The sequence below is a fragment of the Enterococcus mediterraneensis genome (assembly GCF_900604485.1).
GTDB lineage: Bacteria > Bacillota > Bacilli > Lactobacillales > Enterococcaceae > Enterococcus_C > Enterococcus_C mediterraneensis.
This window is the reverse complement of sequence record NZ_UWOP01000001.1, coordinates 643,804-662,500: the sequence shown is the minus strand read 5'-3', so window position 1 is coordinate 662,500 and position 18,697 is coordinate 643,804. Positions and strand designations below refer to the sequence as shown.

The following is an 18,697-nucleotide window of genomic DNA, read 5'->3' as shown; positions in this document are numbered from 1 at the left end:
ATCAATGAAAGTTCACTTTCTTCTGATGAGAGAGTGGCCGCTGTCTCATTCATTTGAGCGAGAACGTCAGGAGTGACTAAATGGATAACTCCTTCACCATTTTGTAAAAGGTTTGCGGCGGTATCTTTTAATTCGCCGTTTCTGCGGTTCACTGAGATCGAAACCAACGGGCGTTTGCTGGCTAGAACAGTAAAATAGCTGAAAGGAGCGGCATTGATCACATCGGTCTCACTATTTTTTGTAGTGATCCAGGCGATCGGACGAGGCGCGACAGTCCCAGTCAAAAATTTATAATTTTGTTTTTGAGTTAGTTGGTCAGCTTGATAATGAAACATTGTTTTCTCCTTTTAGTTTCTTATGATGATAAGAAAAGACTGGGTACAAGTCAAGTATCCTTGATGTCCCAGTCTTAAATTGTGATTATTGACGTTTTTTATTGGCGTCTGATGTGTCAAATGGGCGAACATAGTCTTCGATTTCTTGACGTTTTGGTTCTAAGAATGGAGGTAATGATAAGATTTCTCCAGCTGTTTCGTAAGTTTCATCTTCCAAGAATCCAGGACCGTCTGTTGCTAATTCGAATAATACATGCGGTGCTGCCATGAAGTATTCCGATGCGAAGTAGAAACGTTCTGTGAAACCGGAATTTGGAAATTGTAATTCATTGATGCGGTTGATCCACCATTCCAATGCTTCTTTGTCCGCAACTCGTAAAGCCAAGTGATGGACGTTACCAAAGCCTTCAACAGCTAATGGCAGGTCTTCACGATGTTCGATGATCAGGCTGGCTCCGTTTCCGCCTTCACCGATTTCAAATAGTGAGAAGTTGCCTTCTGTAGCGGTCAATTTGAAGCCTAAAACATTTACTAGGACTAATTGCATGTGTTCAAAGTTTTGAACAGTAACAAAGGTTGGTCCCAAGCCTAAGATAGAAAATTCTGTTGGTACATTTGAGTTTTTCCAAGGTGTTCCGCCGGCAACTCCGTGATTTTTTTCATCGGAGATCAATTGGTAGCGTTGGTTGTCAAAGTCTTCGAACTCTAAATATTTTTTGCCGAAACGTTCTTGAATTTCGCCGTGTTCAATGTTGTGTTCATTGAAACGAGTTACCCAGTATTCCAAAGCTGCGTCGTCTTTTACGCGGAATGAAGTACGTGAGATAGAGTTGGTTCCTTTTGTTCCTTTAGGGATCCCTGGGAAATCAAAGAAAGTCATATCAGTCCCAGCTGAACCTAAGTCATCTGTGAAATATAAATGATAAGTTTCGATATCATCTTGATTGACAGTTTTTTTGATTAAACGCAGTCCTAAAATATCAGTAAAGAAACGATAGATTTTTTCTGCACTAGATGTCATTGCTGTAACGTGGTGTAAACCTCTGATTTGTGTATCCATAGTTTTGGCCTCCAATAATTTTCACTGTTGTATTTACTAACTAAAAGTAAGTATAAAAGGGAATGATTTTTTTTGCAACGAATTTGTCTCGCACTTTTAGTGTATAGTAAAGAGAGGAAAGGAGACGTGTAAATGAAAGAGATTGTATTTTTTGATTTAGATGGAACATTGATCGATTCAAGTCGAGGAATCTATATGTCCATCAACTATGCGTTGGAGAAAATGGATTGGCCGACATTGACAGAAGAACAGTTGCGCACCTTTATCGGACCGCCGCTTCTGGATTCCTTTAAAAAGATCGGGATGACAAATGAGACAGCTGAATTGGGTGTGAAATACTACCGGGAATTATATGCACAAAAGGGGATGCATGAAGTCCATGTTTATGATGGGATCAGCGACACGCTGGCTGCTTTACACCAAACAAAGACCCTTTATTTAGCAACTTCCAAACCAGAAAAATTCGCGAAGGAAATCATTGAAAATCTTGGTTTTTCAAATTATTTTTCAGGGATCTACGGTGCTGATCTTGAAGGAAAACGGTCTGCAAAGTCCGATGTGCTGGCTTATGCGTTAACTGAAACGAATGCTGTCAAAGAAGAGGCAGTGATGATCGGTGACCGCCAGCATGACATGTTAGGCGCCAAAAACAATGGATTGACCAGTATTGGTGTGCTGTACGGTTTTGGCGACCGGGAAGAGTTGGAAATTGCCGGTGCGGATGCTATCATCCAACATCCGCGAGAACTATTGCCACTGCTGGATAAGGAATTTTAAGATCACAGCAATAAAAGACTGAAAAAGACTAGAAGAACAGTCGATCGAAACAAAAACTATCTGAATCGGCAAATAAAACCGTTTTGCCGCTGATTTGCTTCAGGGTGCTGCGGCACCGAGAAAGAAATCTTTGTATGTTCAGATAATCAGTAGTTTGACAGACATATCTTCTAGTCTTTTGATCAATTTGGTTCAACTTCAGAAAGCTGTTTACTAAAATGCCAAGTTTCGCCATTGTCAGAGGATTGGAACAGACAGGCGAACATTTTGCCGCGGTCGATATCACCGGTTTTCAATAAATAGAATTTCGCTTCTAAAAGAGTCTCGCTGACTTGAGTCACTTCATTTGGCGATTGAAAAAGATCAAGTCCGTTTGTTTCATAGTCTTCAGGAATCGAAACGACGGCTTCTTTAAAGGAACGTCCGCCATTGTCAGTGTAGAACAGTTGATCACGAGTCGCCGCGAATCCTAGCAGTTGAGTAACGAAGCTGACATTTTGGACGGGTTTTGAGATCGTGGTATAACCACTCTTGCTCCAAGTTTGGCCAAAGTCATTGGTAATATAGATCTCAAGATTTTCCGGGGACATGACGGTTTCTGCGGTGTAAACCAGCACGCCGCTGCCATCGGCAAAAAAGTTGGCTTTCCGATAACGGATTCGTTCCGCATTATCAGATACTAAAGACTTGCTCCATGTTTTTCCGTTGTCTTTTGAAATCAGCAGATATAAATGTTTTTCATCCTGAGAATAGATGAACCATGAAAAATCTTTGGAAAGATCGTAGCTCTTATCCATCCAATAACCTACTGGAATGGCGCCGCTGGTGAGAGTGTAATCTCCTGAACGCAGCCAGTCAGGTTTGAGGGGGACAAATGACCAGTTTTTTCCGCTATCTGTCGTCATATACAACTCATCAGAAGAGTCGAGATATAATTTAGTCGTTTGGGAAACAGTCATATCAGGTGTTTTTCCTTGTTGTTCCACTAAACCAGCAGAGGTTTGGTTTGAATCATGGTGGCTTGGCTTTTGCATCATGGAGGCGCCGTGCATGTGGCTGGTGGAAGGAGCGGTGAATTCTCCAGCAGTCGGTTCATGAAAAGCATAATGATAGACGCCAGTCATTCCCAAAAGCAAGATGATCGCAGATCCACCATACCAAATAAGCTGTTTGTTGAAAAAGTACTGCCGATTTGCCGGCAATTTTTCCGGTTCTTTTTGCAATAGGAAAATCTGACTGGTGGAGAAACCGGCAAAGCCCAGATGCTGTCCCAACATGATCGGATAGCCGTCAAGGGTTTCCAGCAGTTGGACAGTATCGGTTTTTTTCAATCGTAGTTTTGGTTTTTGTCCAGCCTTTTGTGCGAGATAATAATAAGTTTGATCTTGATAAATGGATGTATAAGCTAAAATAGCTGGGGCATTTTTTTCCAGCCAGTTCTCAAAACGATGGCGCAGATACCAGCTTCTTGCTATGGAAGAGATCAAACTGATCGTTATGAAAAGAAGACTTACACCGCCGATCAGTAATGCCAAATAGTAGAGGTGGGTCAAACGCTGCGAATAAAACAGGGACTGGATCTGGGGTTTCAAAAACCGATAAACTATCGTCGAGATCCCCAAAAACACGATACCGCACGTGAACAAAGCGGTTAGGTAGATTTTTATTTTTTTACGGGTATTTTGTTTATCCTGTGCAATGATCTGGTTCTTAGCAGACAACATTTCAATGATAAAAAGTTCTTGATTCATCGTTTTCCTTCTTGTAATAACAGATTTTTATTATCTATATTATGCAATAAACAATTCATTTTGAATAGCTGTCAAATGATTCTTACAATTCCTTTAATGATTCAAAGCAGCCGCAAAAGGAATACTTAGTTGGTAAGTTCATAAAAAAAGACTACCAAAACCGTTTATTAGAACAGTTTTGATAGCCTAGTGAAGCCACCTGCCGGGCTTGAACCGGCGACCCCCACCTTACCATGGTGGTGCTCTACCAGCTGAGCTAAGGCGGCGCGTTATTTAACACAAGATATAGAATACTGGATACAGCAGCGTTTGTCAATAAAAAATCAGCAGAATTTTGTTTGTTGCAAGATCGATGATAAAAAAATCGGAAGAGACACGTGAAGGAAAAGTTTTCAAAAATAATTTTTGAAAGGAATAAATAAAACGGTTGCGAAAAAATCATGAAGTTGCTATTATATAGGTACGATATTCCGGCATAGCTCAGTTGGTAGTAGCGCATGACTGTTAATCATGATGTCGTAGGTTCGAGTCCTACTGCCGGAGTCACAAAAAAGGATCACCTGATCAGGTGATCCTTTTTTTATGCTTAGAACTATTTCTATAAATAGGTGTCATTTTAATTCTTCATAGGCTTTTTTTGTCAGCTCAGGATTTTTATTGGTGTAATAATAATCCTGATTTTTTGTTTGGATATGAAGGATCGGCTTGGAATCATTGCTGACATAAAAATTAGCCCGTTTGCCATCAACTTGAAAATGCCCGACGGAATAATTTTCAGATTCATAGCCGTTTGTTCGTGCGACACTGCCTTCTATTTTATCGATCAGTTGGACCTTTTCGATTGCATCTTTTGGAATGACGGAAGTGGTCGCAAGGGGAGCCTTTAATTCGACTTGATCTTCTTTTACAGTAAATTGAAAAGGATCGGCAGTAAAATCATAAAGATAAGAAATCAGCAGTGTAACGATCACCACTCCTAAGAGCAGCACACCGATCGCACCGGTAATCACTTGTCCGACTCTTCGGCCTAAATTGACAGTCAGGTTCATCCCGATTCGATCCGGCAGAAAAATTCTAGTATCGTCAGGGTTGATGTAGACCCCATAACGCCAATAGTGATCTTCTCCCATATAGCGGTAATCAGAGGCCTGATTGATCAGACGATCTTGTTTTTTGCGTAGTTGCAGTAAGAACCAAATACTTCCAAAGGCGATCGCCAGCAATAAAAAGAGTAGACCGGTGATCCACAGTTTTCCTGCAGTTCCGCTGATGTCTAAGCTAAACAATGGCAAAAAAATCATTGGGATAATGATATAAGAACCGGCTGCTGAGAGCAGCGACCAGTAATATTTCGTCAAATCATTGTATTGCTGGTTGATCTGACGGTCACTTGTAACAGGACGCACTGGCAGACGGAAAATAAAATACCAAGAAATCACAAACAAAAGCCATACGATCCCGGCAGTCAAAAGCAAAGGCCAACTGTAAAGTTCACCGTTTCTGATCGCTAGGATACTTCCAAATAGAATCAGCAAAAATGAAGGAATGAACCAGTACCAAGAAACCATTTTTTTATTTTTGATTTGAATAAGTTGTGTATCAACAAGTACGGGTTCTACTGGGAGCAGCCATTGTTTTTCAATGATCAATCGGTGCATCTTCCGAATATACAGAATCTCGCAAATATAATACACTGAAAGAGAGAGAAATAAATTTAGCCAAAACAGCGTCATCATGAAAGCCTCGTATTTGGGAATGAGCATCAATAAACTGAAGAGACTTAATCCTGCGGCCAGCTGTAACAAGCGCTTTTTATATTCAGCGGCGATTTTCAGCACTTCTGGTTCTTTCAAGTGGTGAGGAGCGAATGTATTTTCTAATAAAACATTTTTGTTGGGGGTACCTGCTAAACGCATCGTAAGCGCTGTCGCGAAATTGACGATGATAATAACTGCAACAAACATTAAACGCAAATTACTCACTTCTTTCTTCGTATTCTTTGAGCTGGCGGCGGACATCTTCTAGTATCTGTTGCGGCTTTCGCTGATGCAATGCAGCTTGCGCCAACAGCAGTGTCAGCTGGTCTTGGTACTGTTTTTCTTCGGTTTCTGTGTATTTGTCCGGTAAGCGGACTGTCGTGCCGTGACGTCGATCGGTGACCAAGTAGCCCGCATCTTTTAATAAATTGTAGGCTTTTGAAATAGTCATCATGTTGACACCGAGTTCGTCAGCTAACTGACGGACAGAAGGAAGCTGTTCATCTTCTTTCAATTGACCTTTCGCGATACCGATGATGATCTGATTGCTTAGTTGCCGATAAATCGGTTCTTCTGAACGGCTGTCGATTTCTAGTAACACACGATCGCTCCTTTCTCCTCTTTGTATTATTAATTATAATACAACTAATACAAAAAGAAAAGCGATTTGTCAAGGTGAGCCCTTGTTATACTATTCGGCTGTATTTTCGTAATAGTTGATGGAAGAATTGTTGTTTAAGTTTCGTTTAATCTGATGGTGAAATGATTACTGTCGGAAGGGAGATATTGTTTTATGGAGAAATCTACAAGAGAATACTATTTTGACAATGCCAAATTCTTGTTGATGATCTTGGTTGTGTTCACCCATCTTTTACAGCCATTTATCGAGGATCATCCTTTTTATAATGAATTGTATTATTTCATCTTTACTTTTCACATGCCGGCGTTTATTTTGATTTCCGGATATTTTACTAAAAATTTTGATCGTCCAGGCAATATCAAGAAACTGATCAAAAAATTATTATTGCCTTATATTGTTTTTCAACTGGTTTATTCAGCCTATTATTCGCTGATCGGTTTGCAGGAAGAATTTTCTTGGGAACTGTTAGTGCCTCAGTGGTCATTATGGTTTTTGCTCAGTTTGTTTTTCTGGCAGCTATCCTTGTACTTTTTTAAATTGGTTCCGCCGGAAGTCGGGATCTCTATCAGCTTTGTCCTTAGTCTGATCAGCGGGTATCTGCCGTTTATCTCCCGTAATCTTACGATGCAGCGGACATTTGCGTTCTTGCCGTTTTTTGTGATCGGTTTTTATGTAACTAAGGATCAAATGAAGCAAGTTCAGGCTGGTCGTTATCGCTGGCTGGCGCTTTTAAGTATGGCGCTGATTTTTATTTTTATCCATAATATCGAGTATCTCAATAAATATATGGTGTTTGGTTCCAAGCCCTATGAAGAATTTTTGGCTTCACCGATCCTAGGCGGTGCGGTCCGGATGCTGATGCTGTCATTAGGGTTGATCGGAACGTACGGCATCTTAACGATCATCCCGCAAAAGCATTTCTTTTTTACAAAATGGGGAGCCAATACGTTGCTGGTTTACCTTTTGCAAGGATTTATCATCAAAGGACTGCGGGCGTTAGACATTCAAGAGTTGAAATTATCGATGTTGGGATTTGCAGCATTGATTTTGATCAGTCTTTTATTGACGATGTTTTTATCTTCTTCACGCTTGGCAGTGCTTTATCAGAAATTCCAGCTAGTAATCAATGCAGTAGTTGATCGTCTGTTTGCTTTTCGAACCAGCGATTGATAGGAGATTGGAGTGTTTGCTCTTATTGAATAATTTTCTGAATATTTCTGCAACTCTTGTTTTCTATATAAGGGAGGAGTAGAATAAGGGAGATTAGTAAGTGAGAGGATGGAAAATATGACTGAGATTTCAAAAGAAATGACTGCTTCATTTGCTGCTGAATTTGCGGCAAACCAAAAACACAATGCGTTGCAACGGGCTGTTGTGAAAAACGGGATCAAAGCTTCTGCTGAAACTATCGATACCCATGTCAACAATGTGCCGGTTTTTTCAGTGGATCTAGAAACGGGAAAAGTCGCTAACCAAAAACAATCAGGTCGTTGCTGGATGTTCGCGGCAATGAATACGTTCCGCCATAAAATATTGAACAATTTTCATTTGAAAGACTTTGAATTGTCTCAAAACTACACATTTTTCTGGGACAAATATGAAAAAGCCAATTATTTCTATGAAAATATTTTAGCGACTGCCAACGAACCATTGACTAGCCGTAAAGTTGCCTTCTTATTGCAAACACCACAACAAGATGGCGGACAATGGGACATGATGGTCTCGATCTTCCAAAAATACGGTGTCGTGCCAAAAACAGCGATGCCAGAAAGCAGCAATTCTTCTAATTCACGTGATCTAAACACGTTGTTGAATAAAAAATTGCGTAAAGACGCGGTTGCTTTACGAAAATTAGTAGCAGATGGCAAAGATTCAGAAGAAATCCAAAAAGCCAAAGCTGGTATGCTGCAAGATATCTATGACTTTTTAGCGATCTCTTTAGGAACACCGCCAGAAACCTTTGATTTTGAATATCGCGACGAAGAAAAAAATTATCATTTGGATCAACAACTAACACCCCAAACATTTTACGAAAAATATGTTGGTGTGGATCTAGACAACTATGTCAGCATCATCAATGCACCAACTGCCGATAAACCATTCAATAAATCTTATACAGTTGAGATGTTAGGAAATGTTGTTGGCGGCAAAGATGTCCGCTATTTGAACGTTGAAATGGAAACCTTCAAGAAATTGGCGATCGCTCAGTTGGAACAAGGAGAATCCGTCTGGTTTGGTTGTGATGTGGGTCAATCTTCAACTAGAGATTCCGGAATCATGTCATTAGATGCGTATGATTTGAATGATCTGTTCGATGTAGATTTCGATATGACGAAAGCGGAACGCTTGGATTACGGCGACAGCTTGATGACTCATGCGATGGTCTTGACGGGTGTCGATCTTGTTGACGGAAAATCAACAAAATGGAAAGTTGAAAACAGCTGGGGCGAAAAAGTCGGTTCTAACGGCTTCTTCGTAATGAGCGACGCTTGGATGGATGAATACACTTATCAAATCGTTGTCCGCAAAGATCTATTATCAGAGGAACAAAAAGCAGCTTTCGACGCAGAACCAACTGTTTTGGCCCCATGGGATCCAATGGGCGCGTTGGCGTAAAAAGCGGTACAGCTTTTGCGTATGACAAAGTCACAAATTAGTTAAAATATAAACAGCAGGCTTGTTCAGGACTCTTTTAGAGTTTTGATCAAGTCTGTTTTCGGTTCTTTACTTGATTTTAAGTCGCAAAATCAATTTTTTTTAAAGACTTTTGTTAAATGAAAACGGACGGCTTCGAAAGTTTCTGCTATACTTTTAGTGAAGATCATCGTATTTCGCAGTCATAAGAAAAAATTTTCAGGATGCGCCGTTGAAAAGAGGAAACGAGGTGGAAGGATATGGGTGTAGCAGATATTTTGTCTAAACTCAATTTAGGAGAAAAAGTACTGCCAGTAGCAGGCGGAGATGTGAATCAGACATTTCGTGTGGAAGACGGCGGAAAAAAATATTTTTTGAAGTATCATCCAGGCGTCGATCAGCATTTCTTTCAAGCTGAGATCCATGGCTTGCAGGAGTTGGCACCTTTTGTTCGTGTTCCACAGTTCATTGATTGCGGAGAGACAGAAGATGGCGCATACTTGCTTTTGGAATGGATCGAAAGCGGCACAGGAGATCAGCGTAAAATTGCGGAGGCATTAGCTCAGATCCATCGGCAAACTGCACCGGAATTCGGTTTTCATGAAGACAACTTTATCGGGATCTTGCCGCAAGTCAATGCGCAAACCAAAAGCTGGCCGAAATTTTATTTGACTTGTCGTTTAGATGTCCAGGTGGAATTGGCAAAACTCCATAATGTGTGGAACGCTGAAAGAGAAGAACATTTTCTGCGTTTAAAAGAAACAATTTGGCAGCAGTGGCAAGATCTGGAATTTACTCCCAGTCTTTTGCATGGAGACTTCTGGAGCGGCAATATCTATTTTTCTGAGCAAGGCGAACCAGTATTCGTAGATCCCGCTGTTTCTTATGGTCATCGGGAGATGGATATCGCTATGTCCCAGCTTTTCGGCGGATTTCGACCGGAGTTTTTGGAGGCGTATCACCAAGCATTTCCTTTGGAGAACGGTTGGCAGAAACGGATGCCGATCTATCAGCTTTACTATTTGCTGGTTCATCTGAATCAATTCGGCGAAGGCTACGGTGATCAAGTGGATCAATTATTAAAAGATTTTTAGGAGGCAGTTTTTTTGTCAGTATATACAATCGAACACGAAGTTGCTTATTATGAATGCGACATCAATCAAACAATGACTTTTCCGGCAATGATCGGAACAGCGATCAAAGCTTCAGAAGAACAAAGCGATCAATTAGGCCGAGGAACTGATTTTGTCCATCAGTTTGGTCTTACATGGGTGATTACGAACTACTTGATGAAAATCACGCGTCTGCCGCAAGTGGGTGAAAAAATTTCTATCAGTACGCAAGCGGTAGCCTACAATAAATATTTCTGCTATCGAAATTTTTGGTTTCGGGACGCAAAAGGAAATGAACTGCTTTCTGTAGAGACGGTCTTTGTTCTGATGGATATGACTAACCGGAAAATGAGCAGTGTCCCAGAAGAGATCATTGCGCCTTATGAAAGCGAGAAAATCAAACAAATCAAACGCTATCCTAAAATCGATAAAGTCGAATCTGGTCAACACTTGCAGTATCGTGTTCGTTTTTATGATATCGACAGCAACCAGCACGTCAACAATGCCATGTACTTTAACTGGATGATCGATGTACTGGGCTATGATTTCTTGACGGATCATGTGCCGGAAACTGTCAATGTCCGTTTTGACAAAGAAGTCGAGTACGGCAATATGATCGAAAGTCATTATGAGATAGTTGAAGGGGAAAAGGGGATCGAATCCCGCCATGAGATCCGCATGCAAGATCAGACCTATTGCCAAGCGGCGATCACTTGGCGTAAAAAATAAACCATAGCGACAGCTTCTATATTGTAAAACAGAGGCTGTCATTATGGTTTTTTATTAGTTTGGTATTAACCTAATACCCATTATTAATATTAATCAATTTAAAGAGATTTTAGCAGGAAGCAAATTTCTGATTGAACTTTCACTGTCTTCGATATAAAAAATTCTATATTACTTTAATACAGTAATATTTTTAAAGTTTCAGTTTATATTTAATTTTATTTTATAGGGTTTATTAAATGATTAATCTTTCGATAGGTAATGTAAATAATAATACTTAAATTCTTTATACTATTCCTGATTAATCCAGACTTCCATATTTTCAGATTCACGATTAGCCCAAGCGTAATAAGGTATTAGTTTGATTTTTGTCTTAATAAAAGTCGGAGCACTGTATTCACGGTATAGTGATTTATTTTCTTGTTCTTCTGGAAACTTAGCGTTTGCTTGGATGGTAACTAAACCGCCTAGTAATTGAGGATCAAAAGTAAATTGATATTCATTATCATTTGTTAGTGTATATTTCCAAACATCTAGATCTTGATCGATTTTCTCTACACAATAAACTATCGGACCACGCTGTACTGCTACTTTTCCAAAGTCATAGCTGACATTTTCATTTGCTTGATATTTTTTTACAGCCATATCTAAAACTAATTGAATATTAGTTATCCCTTGAGAGATAGACAGGTAGACAAATCCGTCTTCTAAAATTAATTCTTTTGTTTCACCGTTTATAATTAATTTGCCATTTTTTTGTGACCATTTTGGGATTCTAATTCCAATTAATTTGTCTAATGTTGAAGTGTTATTGATTGTGTAAGAGATAGTTCCTTCCCAAGGATAATTACTTTCTTGACAAACCTCAATTCCATTTGAGAATTTAGCTTTGTTAGAAATAAATTGATGAGATAAAATCACATCATCTTTGATAGTGTAAATATATTTATCAACTGAAGCTATCAGTCTAGCCACATTACTTGGACAACATGCACAACCAAACCACTCTGCACGTTGATTTAAAACATGATTGCGACTAGGGTTATTCTTTGAAGTTTCTTTGTCCGCTTGTAGTGGATTTACGTAGAAAAAGTGTGTTCCATCTAAAGAAATTCCACTAATAATTCCATTAAATAATTGTTTTTCTAAAACATCTGCATATTCACCCTTGGCTTCTAAATTCAACATTTCTTTAGCAAAAAAAGCCATTCCTACTGAGGCACAGGTTTCTCCATACATCGTATCATTTGGAAGATCATAATTACCAGTAAAGGATTCACCGATATTTGTTGATCCAATCCCTCCAGTAATATACATCTTTTGTTCAACAATGTTTTTCCATAGACGTTGACAAGATTCTAGTAAACTTCTATCGCCTGTCAAGCGTGCTACATAAGCCATTCCAGTACACAAATATACTACTCGTACTGCGTGGCCTTCAGCTGTTTCTTGTTCTCGAATCGGCTCAGCAGCTTGATAATAAGTTAAAGGAAAATTTCTCATACCATCAATTAAATCTCGAGTAAAGCCATCTTCACTAATCTGCCGATCAAAGAAATTATCTTGACCTCGCTCATTGATGTAGAATTCGGCTAATTCTAAATATTTGTGGTTTTGTGTTAATTCATATAAACGAGCCAGAGCTAATTCTATTTCTGGATGTCCATCGTATCCGGGAATTTGTTGATCACCATAACCAAAATTAATAGCCATGCAATCTGCCATTCGTGTAGCTATATCAAGTGCTTTATGGTTTTGTGTCACTTCATAATAAGCCACTGCCGCTTCAATATAATGCCCCATTGTATAAAGTTCGTGTGATTGTTTTAGACGAGCAAATTTACGATCTGGAGCTTCGATTTGGAAATAAGTAACCAGATATCCATCCTCTTCTTGGGCGTCAGCAATCAAGTCAATCAAAGAATCTGTAATTTTTCTTAATTCGTTATCGGGATGATATTTTAATGAATATGCCGCAGCTTCTAGCCATTTGTAAACATCGGTATCTTGAAAGGTATATCCATTATGTTTTCCCTTTTTTAACCCTGCTGCGATCTCCAAATTTTGAATAGCATGACTATGTTCTTGATGAGCATCATTTCCACCGGGTTCGTGGGTGATACTGATATCTGCTGAGTCATTCATGACTTCCCATTGATAGGGTAATACCTCTTTAACGATTAGTTCACGATATTTTTTCCAAAAAGTTGAAGTGATTTCAATTTTTTCTAGTTTGTTATTTGTTTTAGTCAACATAATTATTCTACCCCTTTTTCATGACGCAAAACCAAATCACGTCTCACATTCTCTTCATTTTTTTCAAATTTCTTATATAGCCACATTGGAATAATTGCTAATATAAAAATGAGTAGCGGCAACCAACAAAACGAAAATTGTATTGCTCTTAAGGCCGCTTCTGATTGAATTTGTTCTGGTTTGTATCCTGCTGCATTCATAATCATGGAAGGAAGAAAACCACCTAAACCAGCGCCCAATTTAATGCAAAATGAACTTCCAATCGCTGTTAAGAAACCACTTGCTCGAATTCCTGTTTTCCATTCACCAAAATCGACAGTATCACCTACCATCTCAAAGAATAGTGAACAGGCAATTCCGCTACCGATACAAGCAATACACCAAGAAACAATCATCATTGGCATATTATGACTGAATATTACTACTCCAAGTTGTCCAATTGAAGCAATCAAAAATCCAAGAACTGTACTTCCCCATTTTCTCAAATACTTGACTAGTAAAGGAATCATGGCCATACCAACTACTTGAATAATTGAAATACCGTTAAAAATAGAAACTAAGTTTTTATCTCCCATATTGTATTGGAAGAAAAAAATCAATGAAGAGTTTCTTGCAGTCAAACCTAGCCAGAACATTACATTTCCAATAATAATCAGTACCCATGGCCAGTTTCCTTTTGCCGCCTTGAAGCTTTCTTTTATTGAAATATTTACAGTATGTTCGATATGTTTTTCTCTCATATCAAAATATGCGATTAAGATTAACACACAGGCAATCACAGCATAAAATCCAACGGCCATTGACCAGCCTTTTTGTTCATTGCCTTGTCCAAAAAATGATACTAAAGGCAAAATAAAGGTGATTGCCAAGAAGTTTCCAATATTTCCGCCAATCATTCGAAATGTGTTAGCTAAAGTACGGTCCTCAGTATTAGAAGTTAAATTAGGCAAAACTGAAGTAATCGGTGTTGATACACCAGTATAGGCAATTCCTGCAATAATATACATAACAGCTGCATATATTATTTTTGCACTACCCGTTAGGTTGAAATTCGTAAATAATAACCATACACTCAATGTAAAAGGAATCGCCATTCTCAAAAACCAAATACGACTTTTTCCTTGATTACTTTTTGTATGATCAATGATCATTCCCCAAACTGGTGCATCCAATGCATCGATAAATCTAGCAAGTAACAGAATTGTTCCAGCCATAGAAACCGACAGTCCATATACATCTGTAAAATAATAGAGTGCATAGCTGCCAATAATACAATAGAGTAAGTTTCCTGCTAAATCGGTAAAACCATAAGTGACTTTTCTTCTCAATGGTAATTGATCTGTTTTGATATCGATTTTTTCTTTTTTATTACTTATAATGTCCATTTTTATTTCCTCCTTCAATTTATATAAAAAATATACAATTAAATAAGCTTTGCTGTAAGCGCATTCTATGTGTAAAAAGTGGATTTTTCCGTTGTTTATTTATTGTTTAGATTTTTTTTCGTAAAAAAAGTGGACTTTTTCGTTTTATTTATTCTTATAAAAAGAAAATTCGTTATAATTGAAAGGGCGGAGGGGATTTAGATGTTACGTATTGATTTGAATGAAGATATTGTCTATTTCAAGGCTGGAGAATTTACAGCTGATGTTGGTTGGATGCATAAGAAAATGTATCATGAAGATGATTTCGAGATTATATATTGTTTAGAAAACACTTTATCATTACTCGTTAATGAAAAGCCGATTTTATTGAAGAAGAACGATTGTTTAATTATTCCACCTCAGACTACTATTCAAGGTGCACAATTGTCCGCACAGCCAGTTCATTTTTACTGGATTCATTTTTTTGCAAAGTGGTGTCCTTTAAATGATGAAGCTGAATTACTTATCAAAACATTACGGAGTAGCTTTATACAACATTCAGTTAGTCCTGATTACCATTCAATTTGTTTTTTACCAAAAATTTTCTCGCCTAAGGAACCTAATTTCTTAATTATTTTAATTAATCAATTACTAAATGTTACGAATACTTACTATTATAGTTCTAAAATTTCAGATTTATTAGTTCAATCTATTTTAATAGAATTGTGTAACCAATATTTCATTGTGTCAACAGTTCAATCAACAGATGAACATGCTTCGAAAATTCATCAAATTGCCGATTGGATTCGAGCAAATATGAATGAGGAGTTAACGATCCAATCTGTGGCAGAAACTTTTGAGCTGTCACAAGACTATCTTTCACGACAATTTAAAAAAGAATTAGGACAAAACTTGAGAGATTACTTAATTAACTTAAAAATTTCAGTTGCAAAAGTATTACTAGTTCAAACCGTTTTACCAATTAAACTGGTTTCGGAATTATCCTATTATGCAGATGAAAAATATTTCATCCGTATATTCAGAAAAAAAACTGGATTAACTCCTAATAAATATCGCAATGCTTATTCCGGTACTCACTTGAACAATCCATATATTGACCCTAAATTACCAATACCTCAGCGAGTAGAGCAGTATTTAGATAATAACCAATAATGTAACATGCCAAAATTACGCACAGAGTCTTCTTTGGTAAGGAAAGGATCATTAGACATAGTAGCAAAGAAAGTGACATTCAATTATTTGAAATTTTGAGCGATATTTATTAATAAACTAAGATAAGTTCACTATTAATGAAGAACAAGAAAATGAAACGATATCTCTAAAAAATGTCAACTAGGAATTCTGTAAAATTTATATTGATAAAATTGATTTGTCAGTATACAACTATAATTTTGTTTATTCTATGAATTAAATAGCCATATACAAAAATATCGAAACATATATTGCAATCTGTTTCGATATTTTTGTATATGGCTATTAAACTATTTAGCAAAAAAATTTAGTTACATTCTATTCACTCATAAAATCGATCAATGCTTCTTGAGGAAGGTGACGATTTTGTGCGATCAAAAGCTTGATACGGGCTTTTTGTGAATTGATCCCGCTGCAAAAAATGATTCCCAGTTCCTGCAACTCTTTGCCGCCGCCTTCATAATCATAGACTGGTTCGGCGATTCCATTGAAGCATCTTGAAACTAAAACGATAGGGATATTTTTGTGAAGGAGCTTTTTCAATGGTGACAGAGTTTGAGGAGGCAGATTACCGGCGCCTAATGCTTCGATCACCAAGCCGTCGATCTTGTTTTTGGCCAGTGCTTCAAACAATTCTCCGTCCATCCCGGCGTAGGCTTTGACAATCGGGATGATCCCATCTACTGCGTCTACATCCCAATGAGTGGACGGCAGCAGTTCTTGTAAAAAAATGATCCGATTTTTTGTTACCAGCCCCACAGGACCTAATGTCGGCGTACGAAAAGTAGCGACATTTGTCGTATGGGTCTTCGTCACGTATCTTGCGGAATGGATCTCATCGTTCATGACTACCAGAACACCTTTGTCAGCCGCTTCCGGAGCCGCAGCTACTCGGATCGCACTTTCAAAATTATACAATCCATCGCTGCCGACTTCATTGCTGGAACGCATTGCTCCGGTGACCACGATAGGTAAGAGATTGCCGATCGTTGTGTCTAAGAAAAAAGCAGTCTCTTCCAACGTATCGGTACCGTGAGTAATCACCACAGCATCGATCCCGCTGAGTTTTGCCACTTGGATCCGTTCCTTTAGCTTCAGCATGTGGATCGGTTGGATGTGAGGACTGGGAAGATTGAAAATATCTTCTACGATCAGCGAAACTTCTTGGGGAAGAGTGATCTCCGCGTCCATCAAAGGATTTACGACATCCGGGCTGACCCCGCCAGTCAATGTATTTTCTTTCATAGCGATCGTACCGCCAGTATGTAAAACGAGTATTCGTGTCATTTTTTCACCTACATTCAAAAGTTTGCCGCTTTCTCTTAAATTATTGTATACTATCTTAACAAGAAAAAAAATAGGTGTGATGAAAGAACGATGATTCGAGTTGGTTTGACAAGATTTGATGAACATGAATATTTGACTGGCAAGAAAAAAAGCACATTGTTTGAGTATGCCAGTTATTTACCGGTGGTAGAATTGGATACCAGCTACTATTTTATTCCCAAAAAAAGCGTAGTGGAAAACTGGCTGACACAAGTGCCGGAGAATTTCCAATTTATCATGAAACTGCCCAGCGCGCTTACCAGCCAAGGGGAGTTGCCGGAAACGATGACCGAAAGCGAGTTAGCAACAGAATTTCTAACAAATCTGGCGCCAATGATCACTGCGGGACGACTGTTTTGTGCTTTGGCACAATTTCCGGCATCCTTTAAATGTACCAGAGAAAATGTCGATCATTTGCGGATGATCCGCCGATTGTTTCCTGAATTGCCGATTGCAGTAGAATTGCGGGATCATTCATGGTATGAACCTCGCTTTCTTGAGAAGACGCGGCAATTTATGGAAGAACAGCAGTTTTCACTGGCAGTTATCGATGAACCGAAAAAGCTTGCTACAACAGTTCCGTTAGACCCTTATGTTACCAATCAAAAATTTACATTGTGCCGATTCCATGGCCGCAATGATGCCGGCTGGATGGCAAAAGGACCAGATGCCAAAAGTAAACGAACACTTTACCGCTATTCCCAAAGTGAACTGGAAGAGCTTCGCCAAACGGTCAAGAAGGTCTCAGAGCATTCGGAGAATGTGGTAGTGATCTTCAATAACAACGCAGGCGGTGACGCTGCGGAAAACGCCACCCAGTTAACGACTATGCTGGGATTATCTTATCAAGGATTGAATCCTGGTCAATTGGATCTATTTTAAGGAGAACTATGATAAAAGCTATTTTTTTTGACATCGACGGCACACTGCTTTCCAGTAACGGCAAAGTCCTTGAAAGTACGAAAGAAGCGATCCGCCAAGCACGAGAAAAGGGAATCTATGTCGGGATCGCTACAGGAAGAAGCCCTGTACATCTTGATGAATTGCTGGATAATCTTGAATTGGATGTTTACGTGACTTACAACGGGCAGCTGGTTTATACAAAAAACGCGGTGATCTATGCTCAAACATTTGATGAGAAAACATTGAAGAAAATCGTTGACTTCGCAGATGATCAAAGTCGCCAAATCTTGTTTGGCGGACGCAACGAATTGGAAGGCAGCCGCACAATGATGCTGAGCCAATCGATCATCGTTAAAAAAATGATCCGTTTTTTGCCACGACGCTTTCCTGTCGCGGTCTTAAAAAAGACCCTCCAGAAATTAAGCTTTTACAAAAGTGACAATCATTACGAGCGGCTGGCGATCTTGCAACAGCCCATCTATCAATGTATGATGCTAAGCGTGGAGCGGGAAACTCCTAAATTAGCGGCGCAATTTCCTGCTTGTGACTTTCACCGTTCCAATCCCTATTCAGTGGATATCGTTCCTAAAGGCGGTTCAAAATTAAAGGGGATCTATGAATTTTTGGATCATCATGGTATCGCTGTCTCGGAAACGATGGCGTTTGGAGATCATATGAATGATATCGAAATGTTAAAAGGGATCGGTATCGGTATAGCAATGGGCAATGGTCAGCAAGCGGCCAAAGAAGCGGCTGCTTTTGTGACAGATACCAATAATAAGGACGGTATTGCCGCAGCATTGCGGCATTATCGAATCATCGACTAGGAGAGTAAACGTGAAAC

At 38.9% G+C, this 18,697-nt stretch carries 16 protein-coding genes and 2 tRNA genes (1 of these 18 cut by a window edge); 9 read left to right on the top strand and 9 right to left on the bottom strand.

Features of this window, described 5'->3' with window-relative positions; translation table 11 throughout:
* Nucleotides 1–335: the 5' portion of a flavin reductase family protein gene (locus EFB00_RS03095; protein WP_122645469.1), read on the bottom strand. The gene continues 283 nt to the left of window position 1, outside the view; only the first 335 of its 618 coding nucleotides appear in the window; its start codon is at nt 333–335; the stop codon falls past the left edge of the window.
* A gap of 85 nt (nt 336–420) precedes the next feature.
* On the bottom strand, nt 421–1,395 hold the full coding sequence (locus EFB00_RS03090) for a ring-cleaving dioxygenase (RefSeq protein WP_122645468.1): 975 nt from the start codon (nt 1,393–1,395) through the stop codon (nt 421–423).
* Nucleotides 1,396–1,527: 132 nt separating this feature from the next.
* Between EFB00_RS03090 and EFB00_RS03085 the strand changes: the two genes are divergently transcribed.
* Nucleotides 1,528–2,172: an HAD-IA family hydrolase gene (locus EFB00_RS03085; protein ID WP_122645467.1), complete on the top strand. Its 645-nt coding sequence runs from the start codon at nt 1,528–1,530 to the stop codon at nt 2,170–2,172.
* Nucleotides 2,173–2,354: 182 nt separating this feature from the next.
* Here EFB00_RS03085 and EFB00_RS03080 read toward each other — a convergent pair whose 3' ends face one another.
* Together EFB00_RS03080 and EFB00_RS03075 are read right to left on the bottom strand one after the other, a co-directional pair.
* Nucleotides 2,355–3,923: a WD40/YVTN/BNR-like repeat-containing protein gene (locus tag EFB00_RS03080; protein ID WP_122645466.1), complete on the bottom strand. Its 1,569-nt coding sequence runs from the start codon at nt 3,921–3,923 to the stop codon at nt 2,355–2,357.
* A 193-nt stretch (nt 3,924–4,116) separates the two neighbouring features.
* Nucleotides 4,117–4,189: transfer RNA gene (locus EFB00_RS03075), tRNA-Thr, on the bottom strand.
* A 203-nt stretch (nt 4,190–4,392) separates the two neighbouring features.
* On the opposite strand from EFB00_RS03075, the gene EFB00_RS03070 reads away from it, so the two are divergent.
* Nucleotides 4,393–4,466: transfer RNA gene (locus tag EFB00_RS03070), tRNA-Asn, on the top strand.
* 68 nt (nt 4,467–4,534) lie between these two features.
* Here the strand turns inward: EFB00_RS03070 and EFB00_RS03065 are convergent.
* Both EFB00_RS03065 and EFB00_RS03060 read right to left on the bottom strand, forming a co-directional pair.
* The gene (locus EFB00_RS03065) at nt 4,535–5,887 is read right to left on the bottom strand and encodes a PH domain-containing protein (protein WP_241153441.1); all 1,353 of its coding nucleotides are present in this window, start codon (nt 5,885–5,887) and stop codon (nt 4,535–4,537) included.
* A 10-nt stretch (nt 5,888–5,897) separates the two neighbouring features.
* Nucleotides 5,898–6,281, bottom strand: coding sequence for a GntR family transcriptional regulator (locus tag EFB00_RS03060; RefSeq protein WP_122645464.1), 384 nt, complete (start codon nt 6,279–6,281; stop codon nt 5,898–5,900).
* Nucleotides 6,282–6,473: 192 nt separating this feature from the next.
* On the opposite strand from EFB00_RS03060, the gene EFB00_RS03055 reads away from it, so the two are divergent.
* From EFB00_RS03055 to EFB00_RS03040, 4 genes are all read left to right on the top strand, one after another.
* Nucleotides 6,474–7,490 carry an acyltransferase family protein gene (locus EFB00_RS03055; protein ID WP_122645463.1) on the top strand — a complete coding sequence of 339 codons (1,017 nt, stop codon included), beginning with the start codon at nt 6,474–6,476 and terminating at the stop codon, nt 7,488–7,490.
* A gap of 117 nt (nt 7,491–7,607) precedes the next feature.
* Nucleotides 7,608–8,936 carry a C1 family peptidase gene (locus tag EFB00_RS03050; protein WP_122647027.1) on the top strand — a complete coding sequence of 443 codons (1,329 nt, stop codon included), beginning with the start codon at nt 7,608–7,610 and terminating at the stop codon, nt 8,934–8,936.
* A gap of 278 nt (nt 8,937–9,214) precedes the next feature.
* Nucleotides 9,215–10,048, top strand: a complete 834-nt coding sequence (locus EFB00_RS03045) for a fructosamine kinase family protein (RefSeq protein ID WP_122645462.1) — start codon at nt 9,215–9,217, stop codon at nt 10,046–10,048.
* A gap of 12 nt (nt 10,049–10,060) precedes the next feature.
* Nucleotides 10,061–10,795, top strand: a complete 735-nt coding sequence (locus tag EFB00_RS03040; RefSeq protein ID WP_122645461.1) for an acyl-[acyl-carrier-protein] thioesterase — start codon at nt 10,061–10,063, stop codon at nt 10,793–10,795.
* Between the two features lie 288 nt (nt 10,796–11,083).
* On the opposite strand, the gene EFB00_RS03035 is transcribed toward EFB00_RS03040, so the two are convergent.
* Nucleotides 11,084–13,048 carry a glycoside hydrolase family 127 protein gene (locus EFB00_RS03035; RefSeq protein ID WP_122645460.1) on the bottom strand — a complete coding sequence of 655 codons (1,965 nt, stop codon included), beginning with the start codon at nt 13,046–13,048 and terminating at the stop codon, nt 11,084–11,086.
* A 2-nt stretch (nt 13,049–13,050) separates the two neighbouring features.
* Nucleotides 13,051–14,433 (bottom strand): MFS transporter, encoded by a 1,383-nt coding sequence (locus EFB00_RS03030; RefSeq protein WP_122645459.1) that lies wholly within the window; start codon nt 14,431–14,433, stop codon nt 13,051–13,053.
* Nucleotides 14,434–14,634: 201 nt separating this feature from the next.
* On the opposite strand from EFB00_RS03030, the gene EFB00_RS03025 reads away from it, so the two are divergent.
* Complete coding sequence (locus EFB00_RS03025; RefSeq protein WP_122645458.1) at nt 14,635–15,585, top strand: AraC family transcriptional regulator; 951 nt, start codon at nt 14,635–14,637, stop codon at nt 15,583–15,585.
* 357 nt (nt 15,586–15,942) lie between these two features.
* Here EFB00_RS03025 and EFB00_RS03020 read toward each other — a convergent pair whose 3' ends face one another.
* On the bottom strand, nt 15,943–16,911 hold the full coding sequence (locus EFB00_RS03020; RefSeq protein WP_122645457.1) for an asparaginase: 969 nt from the start codon (nt 16,909–16,911) through the stop codon (nt 15,943–15,945).
* A gap of 90 nt (nt 16,912–17,001) precedes the next feature.
* Here EFB00_RS03020 and EFB00_RS03015 point away from each other — a divergent pair, with 90 nt between their 5' ends.
* Nucleotides 17,002–17,832 carry a DUF72 domain-containing protein gene (locus EFB00_RS03015; protein ID WP_122645456.1) on the top strand — a complete coding sequence of 277 codons (831 nt, stop codon included), beginning with the start codon at nt 17,002–17,004 and terminating at the stop codon, nt 17,830–17,832.
* 8 nt (nt 17,833–17,840) lie between these two features.
* Entirely contained in the window at nt 17,841–18,680 is an 840-nt protein-coding gene (locus tag EFB00_RS03010; protein ID WP_122645455.1) for a Cof-type HAD-IIB family hydrolase, read from the top strand.
* Nucleotides 18,681–18,697 lie beyond the last annotated feature (17 nt).